The organism is Corynebacterium sp. CCM 9203, from assembly GCF_041357675.1.
Classification (GTDB): domain Bacteria; phylum Actinomycetota; class Actinomycetes; order Mycobacteriales; family Mycobacteriaceae; genus Corynebacterium.
The window spans coordinates 61483-85472 of the sequence record NZ_JAUERY010000004.1 but is presented as its reverse complement, the minus strand read 5'-3'; the positions used below and the strand labels follow the sequence as shown (position 1 = coordinate 85472).

Here is a 23990-nt window from a genome sequence, read left to right as displayed (position 1 = left end):
GGATGACTCGCCACACTGTTCTGACCGCATGGTCGGTGTTCTGTGTCGGCATGCTGCTGTGGCCGCTGGCCGGGGCCGGGGCGCTGATTCAGCGGGACATGGTGGTCCTCCCGCACCCTGCGGTGAGCCTGTCGGCACTGGGTTTCGGGGATCTTCCCGCCCGCAACGCACCCCAGGACGGGGCGCTGGCACTGGTGGGGGTGCTTGTCGACGCCGCTTTCGTCACCCGTCTCTGTCTTCTCGCTGGGGCGCTGGCGGGGGCGGCGGGAGCAGCGGCACTGGCCCGTCAGGTCACCGGCGGATCCCGGATCGCTCCGCAGATCGCGGCGGTGACCGTGACGGTAGTCAATCCCTTCGTGGTGGAACGGCTGGTGCAGGGGCACTGGTCACTGGTCGTCGCGACATGGTTGTTACCGATGATCGCCTGGGCGGGGCTGGTGGGGAATCGGGCGGTGTTGCTGCTGGGGGCGTGGGCGGCCTCACTCACTCCGACGGGTGCGGTCCTAGGCATTACGGTGGCTGTGACGTGTTCGTTGGGGCGGCGCGGTCAGATGTGGTTCACCGGTGTTGTCGGTGCCGTAGTGTCACTGCCGTGGCTGGTGCCTGCTCTGGTGGACGGAGCGGGCACTGGCGCAGACGGTGCCGCGGTGTTCGCACCGCGGGCGGAGCATCTCGTCGGAACCGTCGGTGCGTTGGCGGGACTAGGCGGTATCTGGAACGGGGCGGCGGTTCCGGTGTCGCGCGCAAGCGGATTCGCAGTGTTCGGTGTGCTGCTCGCGGCACTGTTGCTGACCGGAGTGCGCAGATGCCCCCGCCCGATACTGGTCCTCGCTGGGATCGGGTTCGGTATCGCGGTGGGGTGGTGGCTGATGCCCGCTTTTGCGGCGTGGCTGCTGGCGAATCTTCCGGGGGCCGGTCTGCTGCGCGATGCCCAGAAGTACGTTGCACTGGCGGTACCGGCGTACTGTGCACTGGCCGCGCTGGTTGCGGACCGCCGGGGGATTCTCGGGTGCGTGGTCATCATCCTTGCGGTGCTCCAGGTCCCGGATGCGCCCCGTGCGGTGGGGGCGTTGCAGCCGTTACCAGCGGACCCGGCGTGGGTGGAACTTGCAAATGTCGCCGACGGTCGAGACGTGCTGGTCACTGATACTGGGACCATCACGACATACCGGGGCCGAACGGTGCTCGATCCCCGGGCGAAGGCTATCTCTCTGGTGGAACCAGGTGCTCTGCGGGTGGACGGTGAACTCACCGACGCCCCCAATCCCCGATGGATCGAGGCGGTGACGGCCTGGCGGGAGGGCGATGTCAAGACTGTCCGTTCATCCGGGATTGGGGTTGTCGTCGATGACGGGGTGCTCCATGAACTTGGCACAGATCACCCGCGACGTGGTTGGCGGTGGTGGCTGGGGATCGGGTTGACCATGCTGTGGCTGTCGGTACCACTCACCGTCGTTCTGCCGCGACATCTTCCAAGAGATCGGCGAATAGAGCACCAGTGAACGCCCAGGAGAACTTGGCGGCACGCTTATTGGCTTCCCCACCGAGTCGGGTGCGACGGGCGGGATTCTCGATGAGTGCCGCCGTCGCGCGGATCAGTGCCGCCTTGTCGTCGACGAGTACTCCCGTGACCTCATCGATGACGGAGTCATTGAGCCCCGCTGAACTGTGGTAACCGATGGTGGGGACCCCGTGTTGGGCGGCCTCGATGACCGCGAGCCCCCATCCCTCTTTCCGGGACGGCATCAGGTGCAGAGTGGCACGGGCGAGAAGAGCGTGCTTGTGTTCCTCGCTGACCTGACCGTACAGAACGACCCGGTCCGCAACACCGAGAGCCAGCGCGTAGTCCCTGAGCTTCTGTTCCCACCACCCCGACCCGATCACGTCGAGCACCACGTCGTGCGTCGGCGCGAGAGCCGCGATCACATCCATGGCATGCTCGATCTGCTTGTGTGGTACGAGACGAGACAGTGTCACCAGATGCGTCGTCCCGGTGTCAGGGTAGCGAGCGAAGTCTACCGGGGCGGGGTCGATTCCGTTACGGATGATCCGGATTGCCTCAGCAGCGACCCCTAGTTCCATGAGTTCCTCCGCCGACGGCTCCGAGACCGTGACATAGGGACTGCACCGGTACACCCGGGGGGCGACACAACGTTCCAGAAACCAGCCGACCCGGCTCAGCACCGGCCCCGCCACCGGCCATTGTTCCCGGTGACAGTGGTGGGTGAGCAGGACCGTCGGACGATTGCTGAAGATCCGGGCGAAGAAGGGAATCCCGTTCTGGGTGTCCACGATGACGTCGACTCCCCGTAACGACCCGACACCGAAGCGTCCGGCCACGAGGGCGCACCAGGCGCGCGGGTAAACGGTGAATTTACCACCCGCGCGGCTGAACCGGATTCCATCACGGACCTGACGGCGGGGGGCAGCATCGTGGGCGGCGGTGCGGTAGACCACCTGGTGCCCGTGCTGGACGAGATACTCGCCGACGCGCTCCAGGTAGCGCTCACTACCACCCCCCTGGGGATGGGTGGTGTCGCGCCAGCAGAGGAACAGGATTTTCATGACCCTGCCAGTCTAATCACCCCACGCCGATACACTGACACCGTGTACTTTCCGCCTTCCTTCCGACTACCCCGTACCCGCGGCCTCGCGACGCTCCGCCGATCACTCGACCTGCTGAGCGATTTCCGCTTCGAGCAGACCGACCCTGCCGTGTTCTACGGGCATCTCGCGGAGGACACCGCTCTACTCCTAGAATCGCTCCATACCGACTGTTCCGGGAACGGTCTGGCTGGATGCTGGATTCTCGACGTCGGGGGCGGGCCTGGGTACTTCTCGAGAGCATTCACTTCACGGAACTGCTCTTATTTCACCGTGGAGCCGGACGCCGGGGAGATGGCAGCCGCGGGGATAGCGGTCGAGGCATCGGTCCGTGGTTCCGGCACAGCACTTCCATTCCGTGATGACACCTTCGACGTGACCTATTCCTCCAATGTCGCGGAACATATCGCTGAGCCGTGGGCGATGGGCGATGAGATGCACCGGGTCACCCGCCCCGGAGGGCTGGTGGTGTTGAGCTACACGGTATGGCTGGGTCCGTTCGGTGGGCACGAGACGGGATTTCTTCCGCACTACATCGGTGGTGCCTACGCCCGGGACCGGTACTTACGGAAGCATGGTTACCGACCGAAGAACGTGTTTGGCGAATCACTGTTCAGTGTGTCCTGCCGCGATGGACTTCGGTGGGCGCAACGAACGGGCGCGGAAGTCTGCGCTGTATTCCCCCGCTATCACCCATGGTGGGCATGGTGGCTGGTCCGTGTCCCCTTGCTCAGGGAGTTTGCGGTGAGCAATCTAGTGATTGTCCTCCGGAAGAACTGAAATGAGCCCTTGTCGGAGTTTACTGGCCGGGCTCATTTCAGTGCACAGCGCTAGGCGTTATTGGCCTTCTCAATGCGCCCCTTGAGTGCCTCGAACTGGTCGAAAACCTCCTTGGGTACGGTAGGACCGAGCTTCTCCAGCCAGGCAGCGTTGTCTTCCATGTCGCGGGCCCACTGCTCCGGGGGAGCGGTCAGGGCTTCCTCAACATCGGCCCGCGGGGTGTCCAGGCCGGTAAGATCAAGATCCTCGGCGCGAGCGGTGTGGCCTGCAACGGTCTCATCAGCATCGACACGGCCCTCGATGCGGTCAACGATCCATTTCAGTACACGACTGTTCTCGCCAAATCCGGGCCACAGGAAACGGCCGTCATCTCCCTTGCGGAACCAGTTCACTAGGAACACCGGCGGCATCTTGTCGCCGCCCTTGTTGCCCATGTCGATCCAGTGCTGGAGGTACTCGCCTGCGTTGTACCCGATAAAAGGTAGCATGGCCATGGGATCGTGGCGCAGAGCACCGACCTTCGCTTCGGATGAGGCGGCGGTCTGTCCGGAGGACAGCAGGGTACCGATCATAGTGGCGTGGTTCCAGTCGAATGCCTGAGTAACCAGCGGGACGGTGTCAGGGCGCCGACCACCGAACAGAATCGCGGATACCGGGACACCACGCCAGTCATCGAATTCCTCCGCCGCGACGGGGCACTGGGAGATCGGGACGCAGTAGCGGGAGTTCGGGTGACTGGACGGCTCCTCGGAGTCGGGGGTCCAGTCGTTGCCTTTCCAGTCGATCGCGTGGGCGGGCTTGTTCTCCAGTCCTTCCCACCAGACATCACCGTCATCGGTGAGTGCGACGTTGGTGAACAGGGAGTTGCCCGGCTCCATCGTCTTCATGGCGTTGGGATTCGAATCGTAGTTGGTACCGGGTGCAACACCGAAAAAGCCATTCTCCGGGTTAACCGCATAGAGTCGGCCATCCTCACCGAACTTCAACCACGCAATGTCATCACCAACCACCTCAGCCGTCCAGCCGTCAATGGTGGGTTCCAGCATTGCCAGGTTCGTCTTGCCACAGGCCGACGGGAAAGCGGCGCAGATATAGTAGGACTTGTTCTCCGGGGAGGTGAGCTTCAGGATGAGCATGTGCTCGGCCATCCATCCCTCGTCACGGGCCATGACAGATGCGATCCGCAGGGCATAGCACTTCTTCGCCAGGATGGCGTTTCCGCCGTAGCCGGAACCGTAGGACCAGATCTCGCGGGTGTCCGGGAACTGCGTGATGTACTTGTTGTCGTTGCAGGGCCAGGCGACGTCATCTTGACCCGGCTCGAGCGGGGCACCGACGGAATGAAGGGCGTGTACAAACTCGCCGTCTTCGCCGATCTTATTCAGGGCCTCGGTACCCATGCGGGTCATGATGCGCATGGACATGACCACGTATGCGGAATCCGTCAACTGGACACCCAGCTTCGGGTCAGGGTCACTGATCGGCCCCATGCAGAAGGGGACGACGTACATCGTCCGGCCCTTCATGGCCCCCCGGAAGCACTCGGTCATCTCGGCCTTCATCTCGGCCGGATCCATCCAGTTGTTGGTGGGACCAGCCCCCGACTCATCCTCGGAGCAGATGAATGTACGGGATTCAACGCGGGCGACATCGGCCGGGTTCGAACGCGCCAGGTAGCTGTTCGGGCGCTTCTCCTCATTCAGCTTGATGAGGGTACCGGCCTCGACGAGTTCAGCCCCGAGCCGATCCCATTCTTCCTGGGAGCCGTCGGCGAAGACGACCTTCTCCGGCTGGAACAGTTCCACAGCTTCGGAGATCCATCGGATCAGTTCCTTGTTCTTCGTGGGCAGTACACCCTCAAGGCGTGGGATTGTTGACTCGGTCATCTTTACTCCTGACATCTTCTGTCGTTCGGCAGAGTTCTCAACTTTTAGCGTAGCTGTACCCCATCACCCCCCGCAGGCAGTCAGATTGAGACTCTGACCACATTTGTCATTACCAGTGCATCACCCCCGAAAATACCACTCAAAGCCGTATAAATAACCCGATTGCATGTTCGGAAAGCACCCCCGTTCAGGGCTGAATTGCAGCCACGCAAACTCCACCACGACAGCAACACAAGAAGAAAAGTGATCTGCAACACAAGGGCGTGGCTCCATATATTGAAGTTTCTCGGGCACAGCAGGCAAACTGGATGAGATGTCTAGTACCGATAACTCTCCTATGCCGAACGATCTCGGGGAACTTCCCTCCGGTCGCCGCCTCCAGTCTGTCTTCGATGACGGCCTGGATTATCCGCGTCTGGGTAACGTCACATTCAGACGAGGCACCCTGACCGACAACCAGCAGAAGCTGTGGAATGAACACTGGCCCCACTTCGGCAAGGTTCTGGTCGACGAGATGATCGACACGGACGCCTGGTTTGGGCGTACCGCGCCAACCATCCTGGAGATCGGTTCCGGTACAGGCACCTCCACTGCGGCGATGGCAGTCAAGGAACCCGACGTGAACGTCATTGCGGTCGAACTCTACAAGCCGGGCCTCGCCAAGCTTCTCGGTGCGACGGTGCGCGGAGACATCGACAATATCCGGATGATCCGGGGTGACGGCATCGAGGTACTGAACCGCATGATCGCCCCGGGTTCTCTTTCCGGTGTGCGCATCTTCTTCCCGGACCCGTGGCCAAAGGCACGGCACCACAAACGCCGTATCATCCAATCCGGTCCACTACACCTCATCGCCGGACGGTTGAAGCCGGGCGGCGTCCTGCATGTCGCCACCGATCACGCCGACTACGCCGAGTGGATCAACGAGCTCATCGACGTCGAACCTGACCTGAAGTTCCGGGGCTGGCCGTGGCCAGACTGCCCGCAACTGGTCGACCGACAGGTGATCACTAAATTCGAGGGCAAGGGCCTCGATCGTGACCACAACATCACCGAATTCCTCTGGCAGCGTCCCCTGTGACCTCCACCGTGCCCACGGCCGAACCGGTGCCGTACACCAGCGAAAGATCCGCACATGAATAACGCCCACCACGATCACACACACAACTACAGCGACCACTCCGACCCCGCCGCGGAGTACGGTCCCGAAACACTTCTGCTTGTCTGGGATGCCCCGAACCTCGACATGGGGCTCGGTGCCATCCTCGGAGGACGCCCCACCGCCGTCTACCGTCCGCGCTTCGACGCCATTGGCCGGTGGCTCCTCGGACGCGCATCAATGCGCTCTGAGGAACTCGGGTTCCACCTCGAGCCCGAGGCAACGGTATTCACCAACGTCGCTCCGGGTGGCGCCGACGTCGTCCGCCCGTGGGTCGAGGCACTACGGAATGTCGGTTTCGCGGTCTTCGCCAAGCCCAAGACCGATGATGACTCGGACGTCGATCCGGACATGCTCGCCCACATTCGACGACGCCACGAAGAGGGCGTGCTCCACGGGCTCGTCGTCGCCAGTGCCGACGGTCAGAACTTCCGTGAGACCCTCGAAGAATTGGCTGACGAGATGCCGGTCACCGTCATCGGGTTCCATGAGCACGCCTCCTGGGCAGTCAGTTCGGAGATGATCGAGTTCATCGATCTCGAAGAGATACCCGGAGTATTCCGGGAGCCCCTGCCGCGTATCTCCCTCGATTCGCTTCCCGAGGGAGGCGCCTGGCTGCAGCCATTCCGCCCGCTGTCAGCGCTCCTCTCCCACCGGTCCTGAGCCGACCGTTTCAACCCTCGAAAACGAAGAAAAGGAGCCGACAACGCTGTGTTCACGACTTGGGGACGACTCGCCTACCGGTACCGCCGTGTGGTTCCGGTGGTGGTACTCACCGCGATCTGCGCTCTCTACGTCCTGTTCGGTCTGCGCCTCGACGACCGGATGAGTCAAGAGGGTTGGGATGATCCTGGTTCGTCCTCCAGCCGCGCCGCAGCAATAGAACTCGAAACCTTCGGGCGCGATAACAACGGCGATGTCATCCTTCTGGTGAAGGCTCCAGATGATGCAACGGTCGATGACCCTACGGCGTTCCGTATGATCTCCGAGCATCTCAACCGGTTCCGGGCCGAGCACCCCGACGAGATCAGCCATGTCACGAGCTACTTCGACAGCACCCGTAACCGGCAGCTCGTCACCGATGATCACCGCACCGCATTCGCCGCAATCGGACTCAGGGGCGACGGTGAACAGACGCTGAAGGATTTCCGTGCCGTCGAAGATGACCTCATCCCCGACGGTCTCCCAGACGGTTTCCGGGTCTCCGTCGCCGGGTCCACGGCCGTCGCGGATGCCCTCGACGAAGGAATGGCCGGAGATGTCTCCCGAGCCGAGCTCTACGCACTGCCTGCCGTCGCGCTCCTGCTCCTCGTGGTCTTCGGATCGATCATCGCGGCCACCATGCCGCTGATCGTCGGTGTTCTTTCGATCCTGGGTTCACTCGGAATCCTCTCCATTCTCGCCGGATTCACCCAGGTCAACGTGTTCGCCCAGTCAGTGGTCACATTGCTGGGCCTCGGACTCGCGATCGACTACGGGCTGTTCATGGTGTCCCGATTCCGGGAGGAACTGGACCGCGGATCCGACGTCCCCGACGCCGTGGCGACAACAACGGCGACGGCAGGAAAGACCGTAGTTTTCTCCGCAGGTATGGTGGCCGTCGCTTTGTCCGGCCTGTTCATCTTCCCTCAGGCGTTCCTCAAGTCCGTGGCATACGGTGCGATCAGCGCCGTGGGCCTGGCGGCACTCCTGTCCATCACCGTGCTCCCCAGCATCTTCGGCCTCCTCGGGCGTCGTGTAGACAGGTTCGCGATCAGGAAGACCTCCCATGCCGGGGAGGACGTGACCCAGGGCTTCTGGGGCCGTGTCCCCGCCTGGGCAATGCGGCACTCGAAGATCGTCACACTTGCGATCGTCGCCGGACTCCTCCTGCTCACCCTGCCGTTGGCCGGAGTCAAGTTCGGCGGGATCAATGAGACGTACCTGCCCCCGGACAATGATGTTCGACAGGCCCAGGCCGAATTCGACTCGACCTTCCCGGCCTTCCGCACGGAACCCATCAAACTCGTGGTCACTGGCGCCACCAACGATCAGCTCGTTCAGGTCTACCAGCAGGCCAACGCCGTACCCGGGCTGACCGGACGATTCAGCCCCAGTTCCCCCACCGAGAACGGCACCACCATCCTCGCAGCCGGAATCACCGACCGAACATTCAATGAGTCGGTCGTCGAGAAGCTCCGGGAGATCAACGTCCCCGAGGGCGTCGACGTCTACATCGGTGGCACACCCGCCCTCGAAGTGGAGTCCATCGAGGCGCTCTTCAAGAAACTGCCGTGGATGGCGCTCTACGTGGTCATCGCCACGTTCATCCTCATGGCGCTGACCTTCGGGTCCCTCATCCTGCCTGCCAAGGCCGTGATCATGACCATCCTCGGTATGGGGGCAACCCTCGGTATCCTCACCGCCATGTTCGTCGACGGCCTCGGATCGTCGTTCCTCGGGTACTCCGCCGGGCCGCTCATGAGCCCAGTCCTCGTGCTCATCATGGCGATCATCTACGGACTATCCACGGACTACGAGGTGTTCCTCGTCTCCCGGATGGTCGAGGCCCGGGAGCGGGGGGCTAGCACGGACCAGGCGATCCGCTACGGCACGGCGCACACCGGATCCATCATCACCGCCGCCGCCGTCATCATGATCGTCGTCTGCGGTGCCTTCGGGTTCTCCGAGATCGTCATGATGAAGTACATCGCATTCGGTATGATCGCCGCGCTGATTCTCGACGCGACCATCATCCGCATGCTCCTGGTACCTGCCGTCATGCACCTCCTGAGGGAAGACAACTGGTGGGCACCCGGTTTCATTAAAAAAGCTGCCCAGCACCTCGGCCACGGTTCCGACATCCCGACCGCAATACCTGTACCCGGGGATCTCCCCGTCGACCACGCCATCGTCATCGATGACTGCGAGGCAGCCCGGCACGGACGAACCGTACATGACGATGACGATCTCATCCCCTTTCCTGAACTCCTCGCCCGCCTTCAAGCCGACGACACCGGACAGGTAAACCGGAGAATCGAAAGATGATCCGGAGATTCAGACGCTTTCGTCGCAACCCCTGGGTGAGGTGGGGCGCACCACTTATTCTCGTTGCGCTGGCCATTTTCTTCCTCCGTGATCGCACCGACTTCTTCATCCGGGGCCTCGGTGCTGTCCGGCGCGCCGAGCCCGCCGGAGTCAGCGTGGTTTTCCTCGCATCGCTCGCATCGCTCTACTCCATGGCGAACGTCCTCCGTCTCCTTCTCCGCGCGGGCGGGGTGAAAATCCGGCGCCGGGATGCGAATGCGCTCACGTTCGCTTCCAATTCCTGGTCATCATCATTTCCCGGGGGCCAGGCATTCTCCACGGTTCTCCAGTATCAGACGATGCGTTCCTGGGGGGCCGGGGTCATGGTCTGTTCCTGGCAGATCGTCCTCTCCGGCGCACTGTCGACAATGTGGCTCGTCGCACTCGGGGCGTCCGCCATCGTCGTCCTCGGCGCCGACCTGTCGCTCCTATCACTCATCGTCACATTCGCCGTGATGTCACTCCTCGCGTGGGCCGTTTACTGGGCCTCCGGAAACCCACGCCACCTCGCCAGATGGGTCCGCAGATGGTGGCCCCGGTTCAACGCACTCCGGCGGAGGGACCAGACGGAGGGGCTCGAAAGCATTCTCAATCACGTACATCAGCTCCACGATGTCCGGCTGACCCTGCCACGATTCGCGGTCATCTCCCTCTGGTCGCTCCTTAACTGGGGATTCGACATCGTCGCACTATGGGCTAGCGTCTGGGCAGTCACTGGCATCTTCCCCGCGATCTACGCGGATGCCGATCACACCACCATCGCCGGCGTGACGCTCGCCTACGTGACAGCCAAGATCGCCGGAACCGTCCAAGCCACCCCGGGAGGTCTCGGCCCCGTCGAAGCAGCGATGACCGCGACCCTCGTCGCCGTCGGAATGACCGGTGTAAACGCATTCGGAGCCGTGTTCGTCTACCGTATGATCTCCTTCCTCACGGTCACCGCCATCGGATGGCTCGTCTACCTCGTCTATTTCACCCGCCGGGGGGTGAGCAAGAAAACCCTCGCCGCCAGCACGGTCATCACGGTCGACGAGCGCAACCGGCTCCACTGACGACACCGCACACCCCCGCAATCCACGATTTCATGCGTTCCCACCTCAACCGGCCGGGTATCCCCGGGCGGTTTTTCTCTGTTCGAGCTGCTCCCCTCATCTTCAGGTGGGGCACCCTCCCCGACCGCCAAACCACATGTGCAACACAGAGACACCCGCTGGGTACGGCTCCACTGTCCGGAAACCAAAAAACCGCGCCCCGCTGGACAATGCGGGGCGCGGGATACTTCGGAGCACTGTTTTTCGGCGGTTGGCTTGGCCACCACCGGGGATATCACCGCAGCCGACGTCCTGAGCCATCGACTGCGGTGTCCGAACCGTGCGGGGCCGTTTTTACTCCGGCGTGTAAAGCCGGATGTTGTCGACCGTAGCGGAACCTTCGTAGTAGTTCAGGTGCGGGATCCCGATGACGAAGTTGTCCGGGTACGCGGAACCCTTGGGCCACATATCCTTCGAGAACGAGCCGTATTTGCCCTCGTCGAAGGTCAATGTCTCGTTGAAGCTGCCGTCGTACTCGTCGGGAGTCTGGTTGTAGTGCCAGATCGCCGTGGGTCGACCGTTGACCTCGCTGACGAACGGGCGCTCGTAGCGGTAGGTCTGATGCCCGACATTCTTGAAGTTACCTGTCATCTCCTGCACGTAGCCGGTGGCGGTGCGCTCGATCGCGAACGTGTAGGTTTCGTTCGGCATAAGCTCGGGCTGCAGTTCGACTGCGGAGACGATGGTTGCGTTCTTCTCCGAACCGTCGCGGATGCCGCACTCGGTGTGCATGACGAACTGGTTGTAGGCGAAGCCCTTGTCGCGCCAGGCACCACCGTCGAAGAAGATCTCGTTGACACCGTTGCCGTTGGAGTCGAGGTAGGAGAAGATCTCCTTGGTGGCGGGGTTGCAGGTCTTGTAGGCCTTGGCCCAGCCACCGTTCACGGAGTAGATGTCCATGCCGACCTTGCGGTGGCTGTGGATGAAGATGTTGTTGTGCGGCGCGGGGTGTGCGTAGTCCATGATGGACAGCAGGTAGTAGCCGTTCTCTGCGGTGACGTTGCCCCAGGGCTTCGCGCAGCCGTCGACCTTCTCGGACTCGCCCTGGCTGTAGTCACCCCTGCGGGTCCACGGGAAGTTGGTCTTGCATTCCCCGGGAGTGTAGCCGTTGGTCTTGCCGTCGTAGTCCCAACCGCCATTCTCCCCGCCGGGCCGCTTGCCTCCGAAGTCGAGGGTCTTGAGTTCGTATTCGACGCGGTACTGGCTGGGCAGCGGGTCAGTTGCGGTCAGAATCAAACCGCCATCCCACGGCACATTGAGCTTCGCAGCACCGTTTTCAACTTCCAGCGTGGGCGGTGTTGCCTTGGAGCCGTCGGGATTGATGTCCCGGGTGCCCATTTCGACGGTCAGCCATCCCTTTTCACCGATCGGGACACTCTTTCGCAGCAGCTTGAAGCTGTTGAGTGCCCGGTCGAACCAAGGGCCACCGATGTGCTGGAAGTAGATGCCGTCATCGTCAAACTCGTCGACGTTCCACCGGTTGTCACCGTAAGTGTCCTGGACCCACGGAACCGCATCGAGGTTCGGGGCGGTATCGAAGGTCTCCTGGTACTGGAGTTTCCAGCCGTCACGGTGGGCATCCCCGTCACCGCCTGGTGCCGGGTCAACGGTGGCGCTGCTAAACCCGTTCAGCGAACTGAACAAGTTTCCGAAGTCAAAGTCGCTCGATCCGACGGAGCTACTCGATCCGACGAACCCATAGAGTGGGAGACTCACGGCGCTGACAGCCAAGACAGCAATAGTCTTTTTCAGCGGGAGTTTCTTCATGGTGTTCTCCTTGCTGGTGAGGTGCCGTATGACACCTTGTGGAAGACCGGACCGCTTTTGCGTGTATCGGTGTACCGGTCGGGGAAATTCAGGAAGGTCTGTGTGTGCTGGAGATCCGCCCACCCGCTTTCGTCCGGGAAAGGGGTGGGCGGGAGGTTTCGCGCGCAGCGGGGAACGCGAGCGAGCAGGCCGGATTAGTTCAGGTAGAAGATCCGGTCGGCGTTCTCGGCCATGTGCTTGGCGTTCCACTCAGCGCCACCATCGAGGTTGGCGGCGAGGAACACCGGTGCTGAGAAGCCCTTGGCGAGCAGCTTCTCGATGATCGCGGCGGAGAGGCTGTGCAGCATGGCGGTGGAGGTCACGCCGGAGGCCGGGGTGAACTTCTGCGGAATGCCATCGAGGGAGAGGACGGCGTCGCCCGGATCGACCTTGTTGTCGAGGACAACATCGGCGTGGTCGAGCAGTTTAGTTCCGTCCGGGACACGGGAGTCAACAGCCGAGGTGTACTTCTGCGAGGTCAGGGCGACGACGAAGACACCGTTCTCACGTGCCTTGCGGGCCAGCTCAACCGGCACGGCGTTACGGCCAGAGACGGAGACGTCGATGAGGACGTCGCCCTCCTTTAGCGGGGAGTTGTTGAAGAGCACTTCACCGTAGCCGGGCATCTGCTCCATTTGGGAACCGAGGGTGGTGGGGCGCGTGGTCAGGGCTTCGATGCCGGGGCCGTAGAGGGGGTTGATGAGCATCAGACCACCCGCGCGGTAGACGATGTCCTGGACCGGCAGCGACGAGTGGGAGGCACCGAAGGCGAAGATACGGCCGCCTGCGATAACCTTGTCGGCGATGGTGTCCGCAGCATCCTCGATCTTGGGGAGCTCTTCCTCGCGGATCTTCGCGAGCAGTGCGGTGATTTCGTCGAAGTAGGTGTTGAGAAGGTCTGACATGGTGTTTCTCTTCCTTCTGTCTGGTTGAACGTGGTGAGTGACAATCGGTGGGCGGACGGATCGGACACCGCCCTGAGCCGGTGCCCGGGCGAATATCCCGGGCACCGGAGGGGGCTATCAGACTCCGAAGAGCTTTCCGATTCCGTCCACGACGATGGCGGGGACGATGGCGTCCGGAACGGTGAAGCCGAGGCCGTCTGCGTTGTACGGCGTGAGGTCGCCGAACACCTGCATGTTGAAGGCGTAGGAGATGAGTATCCAGCCGAGGAAGCCCCAGAGGAAGCCACCGAGCCAGGCGGCGGTGCGGCCACCTGTGGAGTTCGCGAAGATGGCGGCGGTACCGGAAGCGAAGAAGGCGACGATCATTGACGGGATCGGGACCGGCCAGCCGAGCGCGACACACAGCGCCATACCGGCAATCTGGCCGATGAGGCCGGAGATCAGACCAACGAGCAGGGCGTTGGGGGCGAAGGCGAACAGGACCGGGACGTCGAGGGCCGGGATGGCGTTCGGGATGACCTTCTGCGAGATGCCCTCGAAGGCGGGGACGATCTCACCGATCAGCATGCGGACACCGTAGAGCAGGATGAGCATACCGGCGGTGAACTGCAGCGCCATCAGCAGGGCGAACACGATCCAGTTCTGGCCATTCGAGATGCCACCGTCATCAGTCGCGGCTTGGAAGGCCCCGGTACCACCGGTGATGACCGCAGCGCTCGCGGACAGCAGGGAGACGATCGTCATGACGATGGTCGTGGAGACCGCGACATCACGGAAGAAGGAGAGCTTCTCGGGAAGCTGGGTGTCCTCGGTGGACTTCTCCTTATTGCCGATAACCATGCCGAGGTAGCCGCAGAGGACGTTCAGCAGGGTCTGGCCATGTGCGAAACCGACCTCGTCGCCGCCTGTGATCCTGCGGACGAAGGGCTGCGCGATGGCGGGGGCGACCGTGTAGTAGAAACCGACCAGCAGCGACGCGGTGAAGACCGTGAGGAAGGGGTTGAAGCCGAGGGAGTGCATCAAAATGGTAAATGCACCGGCGTGGACCCAGATCATGTGGCCCGTGAGGTAGACGTAGTGCCAGGGGGTCACACGTGCCAGGAACAGGTGGAACATGTAGCCGAACAACATGGTCAGCCCGATTTCGGAACCGATGGAACCGACACCTGATGACTGGACGGCGGAGACGACGGCCTCATCGAAAGTAACGAAGGTGGTGATACCCGAGGCGGGGAATGCCATCTCGAACATCTGCTGGATGGGAGAGAGTCCTTGGACGAGGACGCCTGCGCCACCACCGATGATCAGCAGCGACAGGGCTGTCTTCACCGTTCCGGTGACGACATCGCCGGTGGGCTTCTTCTGGACCATCAGACCAATGAAGGCGATCGCGCCGACAATGACGGCCGGGATCTGGATCAGCTCAACAATGAACTGGAGAACGGGATTCATGGCGATTCAGCACCAATCTGTAAGAAGGTGGTGGATTAACTACTTGGAGTTGAACTCATTGACGGCGTCGAGCACCTTGGTGCGGACCTCGTTCTTGTCGATGAGATTGTCGATGAGTACGACGATGGACTTCGTTCCCTGGACATTGCTGGCCATACCGCTGGTGGTGACCACGATGTCGGAGGGCTGGGACTTGAAGGAGCCGAGGTCGATGGCCTGAACCCGTGCATCGATGTTCTCACCCTTGAGGAGGGTGCGGATCTGGCTGGCGAGCATCATGGAAGTTCCGAGGCCCATGCCGCAGACGGTTGCGATGGAGATCATTGTGGTGTCCTTACTGTCGGTGTGTGGTTTGTCTGGTGTGAATGTGAAGCAGATGAAGCTTTCAGTCGTCGTTGCGCTCCGCGAAGATTGCGGCGAGTTCCTCGTCGGTCTCCGCGGCCCGGACACGATCAATCAGTTCGCCGTCGGAGAGCACCTTGGCCAATGACTTAATCATTTCCATGTGACCTTTCCTGTCACCTGCGGCGAAGGAAACGAGTACATCGACGGGATCGTTGGCGGGACTGCCGAAATCCACCGGGGTGGACAGAGTGACAACGGCGGTTCCGGCACGATTCACTCCGGATGTGGACTTTGCGTGCGGCATCGCCAGACCTGGCATCAGCACCATGTAGGGACCGAACTCGGTCACACCGTCGATCATCGCTTCCGCGTACTCGCTGGTGGCAATTCCTTCCCGCTCGTAGAGTCCTCCGACCAGTCGGATGGCTTCCCGCCAGTCTGCAGCACTCTGTTTTGCGGCGACCGCATCGGGTTTGAAGGTCATTGTCTCCTCATCCTCCGGTGATTCGTTCGTGATCGTTTTCTACGTTCTGCCACCCGCGAGTGGGTGACAGGACTGTGGCCGGAAGCAGGTTTCTGTGGCCCAGCTCCCTGTTTACGCGCTGTGCGCCTGTCACAACACTGATCGTATTGAGCAGTTTTGCGTGCCGCAAGCCTTAATTTCCATTTTCAATCACTTCAACCAAGGAGGCTCCCCCCACCCTTGTCACCGCCAAAATGGGTGGCAATTCCAGTTAGACACCCCGATCGTGGTCAAATAATGCATCATTACCTGCACTTTTATACATTAAGTGATGCATGTCATAGCCGACATTGCGAAGCGGAAAACGTCACTAACGCCCATCAGACATGTCCGAACCGTCACCCCCGAGTGTGAAATATCTCTGATCGTTTGACGATTGGGTAGACAGCTTTTCAATCATCTGCAATCATCGAAGGTGACAATCCGCTGACCTTCACCCACCTTGGTCGTCCCCAAACGGAGGACGTGAACGGGACGACGGTCGGACGGATCGCCGTTACCTCCACGCAGCCACGAATCAGCCATTCACAGTCTTTTCGTTAGGAGACGATCAGCATGAGCAGTGCACTCGGCACCCACATGGAACAGGAACTCACCAGCCAGCCGGACACTTGGCAGAAGGCACTTGACATGGAGCAGGAGCGCTCCGTCCTCCCGAAGCCCGGTGAACGCGTCGCCGTCGTCGGCTGCGGCACCTCCTGGTTCATGGCGCAGTCCTACGCCGCTCTCCGGGAGAGTGCCGGACACGGTGTCACCGACGCCTACACCGCAACCGAAGCCCGTCTCGACCGCGATTACGACGTCCTCATCACAATCACCCGTTCCGGTACCACCAGCGAAATCATCGACCTGCTGAAGAAGGTCGGAGACCGGATGCGCACCATCGCCGTGCTCGGTGACCAGAACTCCCCCGTCGCGGAACTCGCCGATCACGTGATCAACCTCGAGTTCGCCGACGAACAGTCTGTCGTCCAGACCAGGTTCGCCACCACCGCACTGACCTTCCTCCGGGCCTCCATCGATGACCGCTCCGTCATCGAGAAGTCCATCGCCCAGGCCCGCGACATCCTCGCTGCAGACCTCGACGAATCCCTCGTCAACGCCGAGCAGTACTCCTTCCTCGGCACCGACTGGCGGCTCGGGCTAGCCACCGAAGCCGCCTTGAAGATGCGAGAATCCTGCCAGGCATGGACCGAATCCTACAGCTCCATGGAATACCGCCACGGCCCGATCGCCATCGCCTCCGAAGGCCGCATCACCTGGAACTTCGGCCCTGCCCCCGAGGGCCTCGCAGAGCAGGTCGCAGACACCGGTGCCCGGTTCATCGACGATGATCTGGACCCCCTGGCGGATCTCGTACGCGTCCACCGCATCGCACTCGCGACCGCCCGGACCCGCGGCCTGGATGCGGATCACCCGCGCAACCTGACCCGTTCCGTCATCCTGAAGTAATCACAAACGGGTACTGAAACGAAGGATCAGCACGTGAGTACGCAATCCCCCGCAGGCGGCGCCGCCGTCATCGCCATCACCCCGAACCCCGCCCTCGATGTGACGATCACGCTGGACCGCCTTGTCCCCGAGAAGACGCACCGCATCGACACCGCACAGCGCAAACTCGGTGGCAAGGGCGTCAACGTCGCGGCAGTCGCTGCTGCGGAGGGTTACCCGGCGGTCATGCTGGGCCCCGTCAATGACGATGCACCAACCTACACGGCCCCCGACGGTAAAGCCGCCCCGGAATCGGCGTTCACCCCGACCCCCGTGCGACTCCGGGAGACCTTCGCCATCCACACCATCAGCGACGGGGCGACGAGCATCATCAACGAGAGAGGTGACCGACACCCGGACGAGATCTGGACCAGGCTCGTTGATCAACTTGGGCAGGTACTGGTGGATCATCCGGGCAGCGTCGTCACAGTATCCGGATCCTGGCCTCCCGGCGCGGACGAGAACGTCCTCAACGATCTCATCACGCGCACCCGCGAGGCAGGTGGGCGCATCATCGTCGACTGTGCGGGGTCACATCTCAGGACCGCCTGCCGGGCGGGCGTCGACGTCGTCAAACCGAACGCCGCAGAACTCGCGGAAACCACCGGAACAGATGACCTCGAGGTCGGTGCAGCTCAGCTCCTTGATCTGGGTGTGGGTCTGGTCATCGTGTCCATGGGTGAGGACGGGCTTCTCGCGGTGGATCATGACGGCAGCACCCGGACGCGCCTTCCCCAGCCGTTGACCGGAAACCCCACCGGGGCCGGAGATGCCCTCGTCTCCGCCCTGGCCACCGGACTCATCGACGAACTCGAGCGCAGCGAACTCCTCCGCCGTGCCACTGCATGGTCCGCAGCGGCAGTTCTGGAGGACACCGCCGGCGTGATCAGTGACCGGTGGCAGGAGCTCGCCAACGACGTGATCATCGATGAACGCACCAACTGAGACATTCACACGAAGGAAGTCACACACCATGACCAGAATCAACACCTTCGACGTCGTCAAGGCTGCCGCTGAGAAGCAGATCGGCGCCGCTGCCTTCAACGTCATCCACCTCGAGACCGCAGAGGCGCTGGTGTCCGCAGCGGAGCGCGCCGGCAAGCCGGTCATCCTGCAGATGAGCCACAACTGCGTCCGCTATCACGGCGACAACCTGGAGCCCATCGGACGCGCCATGATCGCGCTAGCCGAGGCGTCCTCCGCACCGATCGCCGTCCACCTCGACCACTGCGAGTCCGTCGCGCTGGCCAAGCAGGCCATCGACCTCGGCTTCGACTCCGTGATGTACGACGGCTCGACCCTGAGCGTCGAAGAGAACATAGCGAACACCGCTGAGGTCGTCCGCTACGCCCACGAGCGCGGTGCGACGGTCGAGGCAGAGCTCGGCGAGATCGGCGGCAAGACCGCCCACACCCCGGGCGTCCGAACCAGCCCGGACGAGGCCAAGCAGTTCGTCGCTGACACCGGTGTCGACGGCCTGGCCGTCGCCGTCGGTTCCGAACACGCCATGCAGGAACGCACCGCGTCCCTCGACATCGACCTGATCGGCGAACTCAAAGACGCCGCCGGCGTGCCGCTGGTGCTCCACGGTTCCTCCGGCGTCCCGGACGAGGAGATCCAGCGCGGTATCCGCGCCGGCATGACGAAGATCAACGTGTCGACGCACCTCAATGGCCATTTCACCCGTGCCGTGCGCGCATTCCTGGACGATAACCCCTCGGTGACGGACTCCCGCAAGTACATCAAGGCGGGACGTGAGGCTTTGAGCACGGAGGCAGAGCGACTGATCGGCGTTTTCACCGAAGTATAGAATCAGCTACGAACCATGAATCGTCCGGTCATCGCTCACGAGTCAGAGAGCGATGACCGGACGGACCCACTTTTTCTGCCCCACGACGATGCATGATCCCAGTACAGGAGGAACGGCGATGATCCGCAGCGAGCGCCTCACCACGATTCTCGACACCATCGCGGACACCGGCACGGTGACTGTCGAGCAACTCGTCGACGAACTGGAGATCTCGCCCGCGACGGCACGCCGGGATCTCGATGCCCTCGCAGAACGGGGTTTGCTGCGACGTACCCGCGGCGGTGCGCGGAGCAACATCGTCGCCTTCGATACTCCCGTTCGGCAGAAGCGGATGCAGCAGCTCACGGAGAAGAACACCATCGCCAGGTACTGCCTCAATTACCTGGAGCCCGGTTGCGTGGTCGGTATGTCCGGCGGATCGACTGTCGGCACCATCGCGCAGCAGTTGGTCGAGTGGGCTGCTGAACAGTCCCCCGGTGACATGCCGACGAACTACCCGGTGGTCACCGTCGTCACGAACGCCATCGACATCGCCTATCTCCTCGCGGGAAGCGCGAACATGAAAATCGTGCTCATCGGAGGTGTCCTCAACGGCAATTCCTACGAATTGACCGGCCCCCTCGGCGCAACGGTACTCGGACAACTGAGCATGGACGTCGCATTCATCGGTGCCAACGGTATCGACGAGAACGGTCCTGGAACCGTCGACGAGTTCGAGGCGCAGACAAATCGGACGATGGCCACTCGGGCCATCACACCGGTGATCGTCGCGGACCACTCGAAGTTCGGGCGTCGCTCCTTCTCATCCCTCGGTGGGATAGACACCGTGAATACCATCGTCACAGATCCCGACGTCGACCCGTCTTGGTCACGTCGACTCACCCAGCTCGGTTACAACATGGTCATCGCACGCCAGGACACACCTTCCGTGCAGCGTTCCGTGATCTGACAGCAGGTGATGCTCATCAAGACCTGCACGGCCCAGTTCCAACCCACCGGGAGTGTTCACTCCCGGCATGATGTGCAAGACCCCGAAAAGGATTCAGAAGCAATGTCCCCCCTGATCATTCATTCAGCAACCATCTATGACGGCACCATCGGCGGAACCGTGGCCGATGGTGCACTACGTATCGCGGACGGTGTGATCACGCATGTCGGCACCACCGCCGAATCCCACGACTGGCCGAGCGGCGGCGCCGAGATCATCGACGCCCAGGGCGCCCCTGTCGTTCCCGGATACATCGATGTCCACCATCACGGCGGCGGCGGGGTCGCCTACGATGACGGTCCCGAAGCAACCACCACAGCTCTGGCGAAACACGCTGCCCACGGCACGACCCGCGCCGTCCTTTCCTATGTCACCGACTCACTCGACCTGATGGAGCAGCGTATCCGCGAAGGCGCGGAGATCGTTCGTACCAACCCCCGCGTCCTCGGTCTGCACCCCGAGGGGCCGTTTCTGGATCCAGGGCACAAGGGAGCCCATCCCCTGCACGAACTCAAGGATCCGACCGACGACAATGTTCGGCGTATCCTCGACGCCGGCGAGGGAACCATCGTGCAGATGACCATCGCCCCCGAACGGGAGAACGGCACCGAAGCCGTGAAACTCCTCGTGAACAACGGTGTCGTCGCAGCCGTCGGACACACCAACGCAAGCTACGAGACCGCACGCGAGGCGTTCGACAACGGCGCCACCCAACTCACCCACGCATTCAACGGGATGAACGGCATCCACCACCGCGCACCAGGCCCGGTCATCGCCGCGCTCCGCGACGAGCGCGTATGGGTCGAGGTCATCAACGACGGAATCCACGTCCATCCGCAGGTGGTCCGTTCCCTGTTCCTTGAAGCCCCCGAACGCGTCGTGCTCGTCACCGATGCGATGTCCGCGACCTGCAACCCGGACGGAGATTACATGCTCGGGCAGCTCAAGGTGAAGGTCCGCGACGGCGTCGCCCGCCTCGCTGAAGGCGATTCACTCGCAGGATCCACCCTGACCATGGACCGCGCGGTGGCCAACGCTGTACACGAGGTCGGGGTGCCCCTCGATGTCGCCGTCGCCGCCGCCACTGGACACGCCGCACGATGCATCGGGGTTGACACTCGATATGGCCGGATCGCCGCCGGATACCCTGGCGACGTACTCATTCTCAATTCAGAGTCTCTGCTGCCGACACGGATCTGGGCAGCCGGCGAAGCTATCGAACCAGCCTGACCGGGCGGGGTAGAGTCAAGGGCGAGATGCCCGACGCCGGGTACCCTGCGTCGGGCCCTTCCACCGAGAGGCCCGCAGTGAGGAGCACCATAGTGAATAGACCCCCGAACTCCCTCCTCGCCTTCATCATCGGTCGCCGTCATGCACTGAGAGCCGACCTGACTGCGCTTCTCCTGTTCGCGTTATTGGCTCGGCTGGCGCATCGCGGCGACGGCCTTGACTTCTCGGTGAGCGGATGGCTCGGCACCGCCTGGCCGTTCCTCGTCGGTGTCCTGCTCGCCTACGGGATCCTCGCGGTGAAACACCGCGAACCACTGCCAATCAACCCAGGCGGAATCACCGTCTGGCTCGTCACCTTCGCGACCGGCCTGGCGATCTGGGGGGTACGGCACTCAGCAATCCCACACTGGTCATTCATGATCGTCGCGGGCCTCATGTCCGCACTCCTACTCCTCGGCTGGCGGGCTCTCGGAACCACCTCGCGTCGACTGGGGTGGATCAGAAACTCTCGTGCGACAGACTGGCGGCGCCGTCAACAGCGGGGCAGCGCCGGGAAACCTCAACTGAAGTAGTGCCCTAACTTCACAGGAGAGGTGCGACTATAACCAGTAAGCGAGGGTGATGGCCCCCGGTATACCGGTCAACAGGTCGACGACGGTGGACAGGGTGGTGGGCACGGACGTTCTCCTCATGGGTCGTCGGAGAACCGGAGACGGGGCACTCCGATGGGCTGGTGCCACTTCACACTACAACGCGGTGAACGGACTTCCGCCGTCACCGGGGTGAACAGTGTGGAAACACCGCCGGGGTTTCTTCCTCCTTGACGTCACACGCTCTGATCATGGGGGGAGAGGACCACCCCGGCGGGCCCTGTCGGCAACGGAGATCCTACACGGGCGACTTCCCGGTCAGTCTTCTTATCGGTCTGGGGAATGAAAATGTCCTCGATACGGCAGAAAAACCGCTCGGCCATCTGGAAAAACAACGGTAGAGAGGGATGGTAGCGCTTCTTCCCGGTGCCGATGATGCTCTGTCACGACACCCTGGAGCACCAGCCAACTTCTGCCGTGAAAGGCATCCTCCGCAGTGTGGGCGTACCAGTGGTTCTCGATCGTTTCCCCGACTCGCATTACGGAGCCCCCGATGGACGCTCGGTGACCTATCAGTCCCCAATCCCCTGGTCATAGGGGTGAGGGGGACATGGTGCTGCTGGCCCGGGAGTCCGTGAAGTGACATTTCACGGCGTTCATCAAAGCCACGCCGAGTCCAGCCTTCTCCGACTTCCGCTCACATCGGCATGATCGTGTGTTTCTTCTGCTCCACGGGCACCCGCTTGGTCGAGAGCTGGCGCAGTGCCTGGCGGAGCGCGACGCGGGTCTGGTTGGGCTCAATCATCGCGTCGATGTAACCGCGCTCGGCGGCGACGTAGGGGCTTGTCATGTTCTCGTCGTAGAAGTCCATGAAGATCTTCTTCATGTACTCGCGCTGCTCCGGTGGGGCAGCGGCGATCTGTCGGCCCTGAATCATCACAACGGCCGCTGCGGCACCCATGACGGCGACCTGGGCGGTCGGCCAGGCGAGGTTGATGTCACCGGAGAGGGACTTCGAACCCATCACGGCGTAGGCGCCGCCGTATGCTTTGCGGACGATGAGCGAAATCTTCGGGACGGTGGCCTCTACGACGGAGAACCCGAGCTTCGCGCCACGGTGGATCAGACCGAGCTTCTCCTGCTCAACACCCGGAAGATACCCGGGGGTGTCGACGACAAACACCAGCGGGATGTTGTAGGCGTCGCAGATCCGGATGAAACGGGAGGATTTGTCAGCAGCATCCGCGTCGATGCAGCCGGCGTAGAACATCGGCTGATTGGCGATCACGCCGACACTATGACCGTCGATACGCGTGAACCCGGTGATCATGTTCGGTGCATAATCCGCCTGAATCTCCAGGAAATCATCGTCATCGAAGATCTGGTCCAGAAGATCGTGCATGTCATAGCCGGCATTGGTGTCGTCCGGCATGAACGAATCAAGCGCGAGATCCCGGTCGGTCGGGATATCGCCCTCGGCGGCGAAAACAGGTGCCTCCTCAAAGCAGGAACTCGGCAAATGATCGAGAAGCTCACGGACGTAGTCATAGGCGTCCTCCTCATCGGTGGCGACGTAGGAGACGTTGCCGTTGAGCATCTGCTCATTCGCACCACCCAGCTCAGCAGAGGTGATGACCTCGCCGGTCACACTCTTGATCACCTCGGGACCCGTGACATACATCTCGGAACGGTCCTCCACCGCGATGACGAAATCGGTGGTGACCGGGGCATACACCGCACCCCCTGCGCACTTGCCCAACATGATGGAGATCTGCGGGCTACGACCGGAGAGCGGCAGTTGCCTGCGGGCGATCTCCGAATACATCGCGAGAGAGGTCACCGCGTCCTGGATACGGGCACCACCCGAATCGTTGATACCGATGACCGGACAACCAATACGGATGGCCATGTCCATGACCTCGCAGACCTTCTTTCCGAAGGTCACCCCGACGGAACCACCGAACACCGTCTTGTCGTGCGCGTAAATCGCAACCGGCCGGCCACCGATACGGCCGTACCCTGCGACGACACCGTCTCCGTATGGGGCATCCGGGGTATCGGGCGTGCGCCCGAGCGCACCGATCTCGACGAAGGAACCCTCGTCGAGGAGCCGGGAGATGCGGTGGCGGGGCGTCGTCAAACCTTCGGCATCACGCTTGGCACGGGCTTTCTCACTGCCCGGGTCCTGTGCCCGCGCGAGTTTGGCGTGCAGATCCGCGAGCTTTTCAGCAGTGGTGTGACCGGTCACTTCGCCTCTTTTATCT

Annotated in this window: 20 protein-coding genes; 12 read left to right on the top strand and 8 right to left on the bottom strand. The window is 62.2% G+C overall.

Annotated elements, in window-relative coordinates; translation table 11 throughout:
- Positions 1-2: 2 nt before the first annotated feature.
- Complete coding sequence (locus QWU44_RS09435) at positions 3-1502, top strand: hypothetical protein (RefSeq protein WP_370915439.1); 1500 nt, start codon at positions 3-5, stop codon at positions 1500-1502.
- Here the strand turns inward: QWU44_RS09435 and QWU44_RS09430 are convergent.
- Positions 1447-2565 carry a glycosyltransferase family 4 protein gene (locus QWU44_RS09430; RefSeq protein ID WP_370915438.1) on the bottom strand — a complete coding sequence of 373 codons (1119 nt, stop codon included), beginning with the start codon at positions 2563-2565 and terminating at the stop codon, positions 1447-1449. The two genes, QWU44_RS09435 and QWU44_RS09430, sit on opposite strands and share 56 nt — an antisense overlap.
- 42 nt (positions 2566-2607) lie before the next feature.
- Between QWU44_RS09430 and QWU44_RS09425 the strand changes: the two genes are divergently transcribed.
- Positions 2608-3384: a class I SAM-dependent methyltransferase gene (locus tag QWU44_RS09425; RefSeq protein ID WP_370915437.1), complete on the top strand. Its 777-nt coding sequence runs from the start codon at positions 2608-2610 to the stop codon at positions 3382-3384.
- Positions 3385-3434: 50 nt separating this feature from the next.
- Here QWU44_RS09425 and QWU44_RS09420 read toward each other — a convergent pair whose 3' ends face one another.
- Positions 3435-5270: a phosphoenolpyruvate carboxykinase (GTP) gene (locus QWU44_RS09420; protein WP_370915436.1), complete on the bottom strand. Its 1836-nt coding sequence runs from the start codon at positions 5268-5270 to the stop codon at positions 3435-3437.
- A gap of 313 nt (positions 5271-5583) precedes the next feature.
- On the opposite strand from QWU44_RS09420, the gene trmB reads away from it, so the two are divergent.
- Genes trmB through QWU44_RS09400 form a run of 4 tightly spaced genes read left to right on the top strand, consistent with a single transcriptional unit; the run spans position 5584 to position 10547 of the window.
- Positions 5584-6351, top strand: coding sequence for a tRNA (guanosine(46)-N7)-methyltransferase TrmB (gene trmB / locus QWU44_RS09415; RefSeq protein WP_370915435.1), 768 nt, complete (start codon positions 5584-5586; stop codon positions 6349-6351).
- Between the two features lie 54 nt (positions 6352-6405).
- Positions 6406-7092, top strand: coding sequence for an NYN domain-containing protein (locus QWU44_RS09410; RefSeq protein ID WP_370915434.1), 687 nt, complete (start codon positions 6406-6408; stop codon positions 7090-7092).
- A gap of 48 nt (positions 7093-7140) precedes the next feature.
- Positions 7141-9456 (top strand): MMPL family transporter, encoded by a 2316-nt coding sequence (locus tag QWU44_RS09405; RefSeq protein ID WP_370915433.1) that lies wholly within the window; start codon positions 7141-7143, stop codon positions 9454-9456.
- Positions 9453-10547: a YbhN family protein gene (locus tag QWU44_RS09400; protein WP_370915432.1), complete on the top strand. Its 1095-nt coding sequence runs from the start codon at positions 9453-9455 to the stop codon at positions 10545-10547. The genes QWU44_RS09405 and QWU44_RS09400 overlap by 4 nt, the downstream gene beginning before the upstream one ends.
- Before the next feature lie 333 nt (positions 10548-10880).
- Here the strand turns inward: QWU44_RS09400 and QWU44_RS09395 are convergent, their stop codons facing one another.
- The 5 genes from QWU44_RS09395 to QWU44_RS09375 form a co-directional block, all read right to left on the bottom strand.
- Entirely contained in the window at positions 10881-12353 is a 1473-nt protein-coding gene (locus QWU44_RS09395) for a hypothetical protein (RefSeq protein ID WP_370915431.1), read from the bottom strand.
- Positions 12354-12547: 194 nt separating this feature from the next.
- Entirely contained in the window at positions 12548-13297 is a 750-nt protein-coding gene (locus QWU44_RS09390) for a sugar isomerase domain-containing protein (RefSeq protein WP_370915430.1), read from the bottom strand.
- A gap of 117 nt (positions 13298-13414) precedes the next feature.
- Positions 13415-14749 (bottom strand): PTS ascorbate transporter subunit IIC, encoded by a 1335-nt coding sequence (locus tag QWU44_RS09385; protein ID WP_370915429.1) that lies wholly within the window; start codon positions 14747-14749, stop codon positions 13415-13417.
- Between the two features lie 39 nt (positions 14750-14788).
- Positions 14789-15073: a PTS sugar transporter subunit IIB gene (locus QWU44_RS09380; RefSeq protein ID WP_370915428.1), complete on the bottom strand. Its 285-nt coding sequence runs from the start codon at positions 15071-15073 to the stop codon at positions 14789-14791.
- A gap of 61 nt (positions 15074-15134) precedes the next feature.
- Positions 15135-15578, bottom strand: coding sequence for a PTS sugar transporter subunit IIA (locus tag QWU44_RS09375; protein ID WP_370915427.1), 444 nt, complete (start codon positions 15576-15578; stop codon positions 15135-15137).
- A 594-nt stretch (positions 15579-16172) separates the two neighbouring features.
- Here QWU44_RS09375 and QWU44_RS09370 point away from each other — a divergent pair.
- From QWU44_RS09370 to QWU44_RS09345, 6 genes are all read left to right on the top strand, one after another.
- On the top strand, positions 16173-17069 hold the full coding sequence (locus tag QWU44_RS09370) for an SIS domain-containing protein (RefSeq protein WP_370915426.1): 897 nt from the start codon (positions 16173-16175) through the stop codon (positions 17067-17069).
- A gap of 33 nt (positions 17070-17102) precedes the next feature.
- Entirely contained in the window at positions 17103-18053 is a 951-nt protein-coding gene (locus QWU44_RS09365; protein WP_370915425.1) for a 1-phosphofructokinase family hexose kinase, read from the top strand.
- A gap of 28 nt (positions 18054-18081) precedes the next feature.
- Positions 18082-18918: a ketose-bisphosphate aldolase gene (locus QWU44_RS09360; RefSeq protein ID WP_370915424.1), complete on the top strand. Its 837-nt coding sequence runs from the start codon at positions 18082-18084 to the stop codon at positions 18916-18918.
- Positions 18919-19036: 118 nt separating this feature from the next.
- On the top strand, positions 19037-19867 hold the full coding sequence (locus QWU44_RS09355; protein WP_370915423.1) for a DeoR/GlpR family DNA-binding transcription regulator: 831 nt from the start codon (positions 19037-19039) through the stop codon (positions 19865-19867).
- 102 nt (positions 19868-19969) lie between these two features.
- Entirely contained in the window at positions 19970-21136 is a 1167-nt protein-coding gene (gene nagA, locus QWU44_RS09350; RefSeq protein ID WP_370915422.1) for an N-acetylglucosamine-6-phosphate deacetylase, read from the top strand.
- Between the two features lie 92 nt (positions 21137-21228).
- Complete coding sequence (locus QWU44_RS09345; protein WP_370915421.1) at positions 21229-21708, top strand: DUF3054 domain-containing protein; 480 nt, start codon at positions 21229-21231, stop codon at positions 21706-21708.
- A gap of 715 nt (positions 21709-22423) precedes the next feature.
- On the opposite strand, the gene QWU44_RS09340 is transcribed toward QWU44_RS09345, so the two are convergent.
- Positions 22424-23974 carry an acyl-CoA carboxylase subunit beta gene (locus tag QWU44_RS09340; RefSeq protein WP_370915420.1) on the bottom strand — a complete coding sequence of 517 codons (1551 nt, stop codon included), beginning with the start codon at positions 23972-23974 and terminating at the stop codon, positions 22424-22426.
- Positions 23975-23990 lie beyond the last annotated feature (16 nt).